At 63.5% G+C, this 6008-nt stretch carries 6 protein-coding genes; 1 reads left to right on the top strand and 5 read right to left on the bottom strand.

The genetic code is table 11. The features are described 5' to 3' along the window. Positions 1–13 precede the first annotated feature (13 nt). The 4 genes from AS156_RS38320 to AS156_RS38335 all read right to left on the bottom strand — a co-directional run bounded on the left by AS156_RS38320 (position 14) and on the right by AS156_RS38335 (position 3276). Entirely contained in the window at positions 14–1078 is a 1065-nt protein-coding gene (locus AS156_RS38320) for an IS630 family transposase (protein ID WP_066503481.1), read from the bottom strand. Positions 1079–1120: 42 nt separating this feature from the next. Beyond that, a complete protein-coding gene (locus AS156_RS38325) occupies positions 1121–1552 on the bottom strand; it encodes a hypothetical protein (RefSeq protein WP_136626636.1) in 432 nt (143 codons plus the stop codon). 30 nt (positions 1553–1582) lie between these two features. Then, positions 1583–2263, bottom strand: coding sequence for a site-2 protease family protein (locus tag AS156_RS38330; protein WP_066515467.1), 681 nt, complete (start codon positions 2261–2263; stop codon positions 1583–1585). Positions 2264–2361: 98 nt separating this feature from the next. Then, positions 2362–3276, bottom strand: a complete 915-nt coding sequence (locus tag AS156_RS38335; protein ID WP_066515469.1) for a DMT family transporter — start codon at positions 3274–3276, stop codon at positions 2362–2364. Positions 3277–3381: 105 nt separating this feature from the next. Between AS156_RS38335 and AS156_RS38340 the strand changes: the two genes are divergently transcribed. Further along, a complete protein-coding gene (locus AS156_RS38340; RefSeq protein WP_066515472.1) occupies positions 3382–4254 on the top strand; it encodes a LysR substrate-binding domain-containing protein in 873 nt (290 codons plus the stop codon). Positions 4255–4351: 97 nt separating this feature from the next. Here AS156_RS38340 and AS156_RS38345 read toward each other — a convergent pair whose 3' ends face one another. Beyond that, positions 4352–5956 carry an IS1182 family transposase gene (locus tag AS156_RS38345; protein ID WP_066498669.1) on the bottom strand — a complete coding sequence of 535 codons (1605 nt, stop codon included), beginning with the start codon at positions 5954–5956 and terminating at the stop codon, positions 4352–4354. Positions 5957–6008 lie beyond the last annotated feature (52 nt).

The following is a 6008-nucleotide window of genomic DNA, read 5'->3' on the forward strand; positions in this document are numbered from 1 at the left end:
CTAGTACCCGGAATCAGAGTTGATTGATACGGCGGCCCTTGAAACGGCGTTGACGGATCTTTTTCTTGGTCCAGACGAAGGGCTCGGCTTTGTCGTTGTAGGCGTTGACGTAGGCATCGATGTGTTCCTGAAGCTGCTTGAGGCTTGTGAAGGAGGTGCCGCTGAGCGACTGCCCCTGCAGGATTGAGAACCATACCTCGATCTGGTTGAGCCAGGACGCACTCGTCGGTGTGAAATGGAATTGCACATTGGGATGGGCCTTGAGCCAGCTCTCATTCTTCTTGTGGGTGTTGAGGTTGTCGAGGATGACGTGAAGCTTTCGGCCCGGAAAGGCCGCGGTGAGGCTGTTCATGAAATCGAGAAACTCGACACGGCGACGGCGTTTTGAATGCGTAGCGATGATCTTTCCGGTGGCGACTTCGAGCGCTGCAAACAATGTCGTGGTGCCATGCCGCTTGTAATCGTGGCTCTGGCCGGTCAAGGCGCGGCCATTGGGCAACTTCAGATAGCCCTGCGCTCGCTCCAAAGCCTGGATCGAGGGCTTCTCGTCCACGCAGAGCACAATAGCCTTCGCCGGCGGGGCGACGTAAAGGCCAACGACATCGGCGGCTTTGGCCGTAAAGTTCGGGTCGTTGCTCTCACACCAGGACTTGCGAGCCGCGAGGTCAATCTTGTGGCTGCGCAGGAACCGCCAGACATATTGGACGTCAACATCGCCTAGCGCCTCGGCCAGCAGAGGGCCGGTCCAGCGCGCAAACCCTTGCGGGGGCGGCTTATCCAGCAGCTTCAGAATCCGCTTGTCGGTCGTCTTCGTATAGATCGGCTGCTTGCCGGGCCGCGGCTTGTCTTGCAGCCCTTCAAGGCCTTGGTCGGCATAGCGATGCCGCCAAACGCTGACAATCCGCGGCTGGACCCCAACTTCCTTGGCGATCGACCGGGTGCTGCGCCCGTCCGCCGCTAACAGGACTATCCGCGCCCGCTTCAAATCGCGCTGCAATGTCATCGGTGAGCGACAACACGCCTCAAGCACCTTGCGATCTTTCCTCGAAAGGCGGACTTCTCTTGCTTCGGGTATCATCCCGACCTTGAATCACGACTCACGTTCCAAGAAAAGCGGGTACTAGCGCCAGTAATAGCGGATCGCGACGTACACCACGACGAGACAGCCGAAGATCAGCGCGACCGGCAATGGACGCTGGGCGTTCGGGCCGGATGCGCCCGGCTTCGGCTTTGCCGGCAGGCGGCGGAACGCGGTGACGTTGCCGCTGTCGGCGACCGGTTCGCGTGAGCGGGCCGGAACCTCGGGGGCTGCGCCGGCGCCGCCCATCTCGGAATAATAGGTGCGGTACATCAGCTGGATGGTGGCTTCGCTCGCCTGGGCGTCGTCCATCTGCTCCAGCAGTTTTTTGTAGGCGGTCAGGAAATTCTGCGCCTCCATGGGCAAGGCCGACGCGCCGTTCAGCTTGGCCATCATCTTCCAGGTCGCAAAATCGGCGCGGGCCCGCGTATCGGCGCGTCGCGCAATCAGCATATCGGCAGCTTTGATCACCATGGCCTCGACGCGTTCCTGCCTGAAATCAAATTATGTGTTCCCTGTTACAAGGAGAAGGGCCTGGATGACATAGCCGGTCAGTGCCCGCAGTATCATGGAAATAACATCAAGATTTAGGCCGAGGCGGGCGCCGAGCATGGGCAGCAGGATCAGGAGCCCGATCAGGATCAGCATGCCATAGGGCTCCAGCCGGGCCAGCGGGATGGCCAGCGGGCGCGGCAGCAGCCCGACCGCGACCCGGCCGCCGTCCAGCGGCGGGATCGGCATCATGTTGAAGATCGCGAGCACAATATTGATCAGGAAGGCATTTTTCAGATTGTCCGCGGTCCATTGCGCGGCATTTGCCGGAACCAATGGCAGCGCGTGGAATGCCAGCGCGGCCGCGGTCGCCAGGATGATGTTGGTCACGGGGCCGGCCAGCGCGACCCACACCATGTCGAGTTTCGGATGCTTGAGGTTGCGGAAGTTTACCGGCACCGGCTTCGCATAGCCGAACAGGAATGGCGAATGCGCCATGAGCAGCACGGCCGGCAGCAGCAGCGTGCCGAAGGGGTCGATGTGCTTGAGCGGGTTGAAGGTGACGCGGCCGAGTTGCCAAGCGGTGTTGTCGCCGAGCCGGTGCGCCACGAAGCCGTGCGCGGCCTCGTGGAACGTGATGGCGATGACGAGCGGCAGCACCCAGACGGAGATACTGTAAAGGGAGATGTTCAAATGCGTGGCGCCTTGCTTCGCTCGGGACCGGACCCTCAGGCTAGCACGAATTTGCTAACGTCTTTGCCGGCGCGGGGCGGCGGTTCTGGGCTTGCCGGTCAACGCGCGTCCGGCGCGACGGCGGCGGCGTCCGCCTGTGCCGCGCGCGGCTGGGTGGTGGCGATCCAGATGCCGGCGAAGACGGTGACGATGCCGGCCGCGACGTTCCAGCGCAGCGGCTCGCCGAGAATTGCCGCGCCGACCAGCGATGCCGCGATCGGGTTGACGGTGACGGAGATTGCAACCCGGGTCGGCGTGGTGCGCTCCAGCGCGAAGGCCCAGAGGTAGAAGGTGAGCGCGGCGCCGAAGGCGCCGAGATAGATCGTGCCGAACCATTGCGGTGCACCGAAATCCGCAACCGGCGCGAAGCTGCCGCGAACCAGCGAGGCCGCAATGAGGAAGGCGCCGCCGGCCGCCATCGCCAGGGTGGTGAACGGAATCGGGCCGGAGCGGCGGATGAAAGGCTTTGACCAGATGCTGTAGAGTGCCATGCAAAGCGCGGCCGCAGCCATCAGCAGGTCGCCGCGCCAGGCGCCGGGCGGTGCGCTGGCGAGTCCGGTCAGGAGGGCCATTGCAACGCCCAGGATGGTGATCAGGACGCCGGTGGTCTTGCGCGCTGTCAAAGGTTCGCTGCCGAGTGCGGCGCCAACCACCATGGTCAGCAAAGGGAGCGTCGAGAGCGCCAGCGCGCCGCGCGCCGCCGTGGTGAAAATCAGCGATGCGTTGAACAGGATCGGAAACGCCGCGAAGAACAACAGGCCGAGGCCGGCAACGCCAGGCCAATCGCGCCGGGGAGGCCACGCCCCGAGTTGTAGCAGGGCCAGCGGCAGCAACAGCAGGACGCCGATGCCGAACCGGAACGAGCCGATCGCCAGCGGATCGATCGCGCCGACCAGAAAGCGCGTCGCCCCGATCGAAGTTCCGCCGAGAGCGCTCGACAACACGGCCGCCAATACCCCCCAAGTCTCGCCCATCAAGTCTCGCCCATCGCTCGATCCTCTTGTTTCGCTTGCGCAATCTAGGGAAGCGGCGATAATCAAGGAATGGAATATGTTTGATAGATGAAATCGCGATTGCTGATGAGCGCTCCCGTCCTGGATCCGGATCTCCTGCAGGCCTTCGTTGCGGTGGCGGATCACCGGTCCTTCACCCGCGCCGCCTCGGCGCTGAATCGGACGCAATCGGCCGTCAGCATGCAGGTGAAGCGGCTCGAGGAGCGGCTGCAGGCCGAGCTGTTTCACCGCACCAAGGCCAATGTCGATCTGAGTGCGGCTGGCGAAGGACTGCTCGGCTACGCAAGGCGCATTCTCAGCCTGAACGAGGAGGCGGTCGGCCGGGTGCGTGAGCACGGCATGGACGGACGGGTGCGCCTCGGCGTGATGGACGATTACGGGACGCTGATCGTGCCGCCGCTGCTCGCTGGCTTTGTCGCCAACTATCCGCTGATCCATGTCGAGATGGAGACCGGGCTGACATCGTCGATGACCGATCGGCTCGGCGAAGCCTATGACCTCGTGATCGCGATGCACCCGGAAGGGCGCGGCGAGGGCGAGCCGCTGCGGATGGAGCAGGCGGTCTGGGCCGCCAGCGCGGAGCATCGCGTCGAGCAACTCGATCCGCTTCCGGTTGCGCTCTACCCGCAGGGCTGCCTGTTCCGGAGCTGGGCGATGCAGGCGCTGGACGATGCGCACCGGCCATGGCGGCTGGCCTTCGTCAGCCACAGCCTGTCGGCAGTCGAGGCGATCGCGGCGCAAGGCCTTGCCGTGACCGTGGTCAAATCGGGGACGTTTCCGCCGACGCTGCGACGCTTGACCGCGCGCGACGGCCTGCCGCTGCTGCCGCGGGCCGAAATCCGCCTGCACCGCGCGCCAAACCTGTCGCGTGCCGCCTCACTGCTCGCCGATCATCTGGTGGCGGCCCTGCGGCAACCTGTCCGGCGAAGAGCGAGCTGACTGTTGCGTGGTCGCGAGCGCTCGCGCAATTTCGGAATAATGGAAAATGCCGGTGAGTTGCCCGACGAGACTGAGCAAGAACTACTGGTGAGCGGAGTTAGGCCGGCGTGGGCCGGCCGATTGCGAGCGGAAGCCCTATGTTTGTCCAGAGAGCCGCGAGAGCAACCTGGATGGGCGTCAAAAGGGCTGCGAGGGTACATCGGCAAGTAGCAACCGCCTTGGCGAGCGCGGCCAGAAACGCGTCGAAGCCCAGGATGTTGAGCACGCGGGTGAAGTTGTAGCAGAGCGCCATCAGGCTCCACTCGCCGCGGACCTTGTCGAAGCCGCGGACCAGGAAATGACGATAGCCGGCACGGCATTTGAGCGTGCCAAACGGATGCTCGACGATGCCAAAGCGACGGCGCATCACCTCGCCCGCGCCCTGCATCCGCGCGCGATGACGTTCGAGAACGTCTTCATGCTCCCAGCGACCGATCGTCCGGTAGGCCGCGTTCGAGCCAAGGCAACGGATCTTGAGCGGGCAGGTCCTGCAGATCGCTCCGCGCGCCGCGTAGCGGATCTCGACGCGGCCACTGGTGTTCTTCTGCCTGCTCTTCATCGGATGTAGCTGATGGCCGCCGGGACAATGATAGGTGTCGGATACGCCATCATAGTTGAAGTCCTTGAGGGCGAAGCGGCCTTGCTTCTCGAGCCGGGCGCTGCCCTCCGGCACCGGCACATAGGCCGTGATGCCATCGTCCTCACAGGCCTTCAGTTCGCGGCTGCTGTAATAGCCCTCGTCTGCCAGCACCTGCAGGGTCTTGACCTCGAGGGCTTCCTTTGCCGCGATGGCCATCGCATGTAGCTGGCCGACATCGCTGCTGTCGTTCACCACCTCGCTGGCGACAATGAGCTTGTGCTTGTCGTCGACGGCGGTCTGCACGTTGTAGCCTGCGACCCCCTGGCCGCTCTTGACCAGAAGTCGGGCATCCGGATCGGTCAGGGACAACTGCGTCTCGCCATTCTCTTCCAACCGAGCAAGATCGGCTTGTGCGCGCGAGCGCTTCGCCATCAGTGCCGCGACCTTCGCGCCAAGGTCACCACCACCTGCGCCGCCACCATCGGAGCCATCCTGGCCTGGCTTCCTGGCTTCCGCGGCGTCATTGTCCTCAAGGGACTTGCCGTAGGCCTCGATCTCCTGATCGAGCTTTCCGATCTGATCGGCAAGCCTCTTGCGCGTAAAGATGCTGGCCTTGCTGGCGTCGCCATGGAAGAACGAGCCGTCAATCGCAACAACGCTGCCGCCGACAAGACCGAGTTCGCGCATCAGCAGCACGAAGCTGCGGTTGGCCGCCTTCAGAGCCACCCAGTTCTCCTTGCGGAAGTTGCCGATCGTCCGATAACCCGGCTTCAGATTCTTCAGCAGCCAGATCAGTTCCAGATTGCGGCAGGCCTCCCGCTCCAACCGGCGCGACGACCTGATCTGGTTGATGTAGCCGTAAAGGTAGAGCTTCAGCAGATCGGCTGGATCGTACGGCGGTTGACCGACCCCTTCGGCCTTGCGATCCGCATGGCGAAAGCCGAGCTTGGCAAGGTCGAGCACACGAACGAAGCTCTCGATCGCCCGGACCGGGTTGTCCGCCCCGACATAATCCTCAATCCGAGCAGGAAGCAGGCTGGCCTGGTCGCGGCTCTCGCCGCTCTTGAATGTCCGATTCGTCATGAACAGAATCGTACATCAACTTCCCAAAATGCCGAGTTCTTGCTCAGTCTCG

The organism is Bradyrhizobium macuxiense (assembly GCF_001542415.1).
Classification (GTDB): domain Bacteria; phylum Pseudomonadota; class Alphaproteobacteria; order Rhizobiales; family Xanthobacteraceae; genus Bradyrhizobium; species Bradyrhizobium macuxiense.

Bases quoted from the DNA above. Each gene is read 5' to 3' on its own strand.
- AS156_RS38320 (WP_066503481.1), bottom strand. From the start codon at position 1,078: ATGATACCCGAAGCAAGAGAAGTCCGCCTTTCGAGGAAAGATCGCAAG.
- AS156_RS38325 (WP_136626636.1), bottom strand. From the start codon at position 1,552: ATGGTGATCAAAGCTGCCGATATGCTGATTGCGCGACGCGCCGATACG.
- AS156_RS38345 (WP_066498669.1), bottom strand. From the start codon at position 5,956: ATGACGAATCGGACATTCAAGAGCGGCGAGAGCCGCGACCAGGCCAGC.
- AS156_RS38340 (WP_066515472.1), top strand. From the start codon at position 3,382: ATGAGCGCTCCCGTCCTGGATCCGGATCTCCTGCAGGCCTTCGTTGCG.
- AS156_RS38335 (WP_066515469.1), bottom strand. From the start codon at position 3,276: ATGGGCGAGACTTGGGGGGTATTGGCGGCCGTGTTGTCGAGCGCTCTC.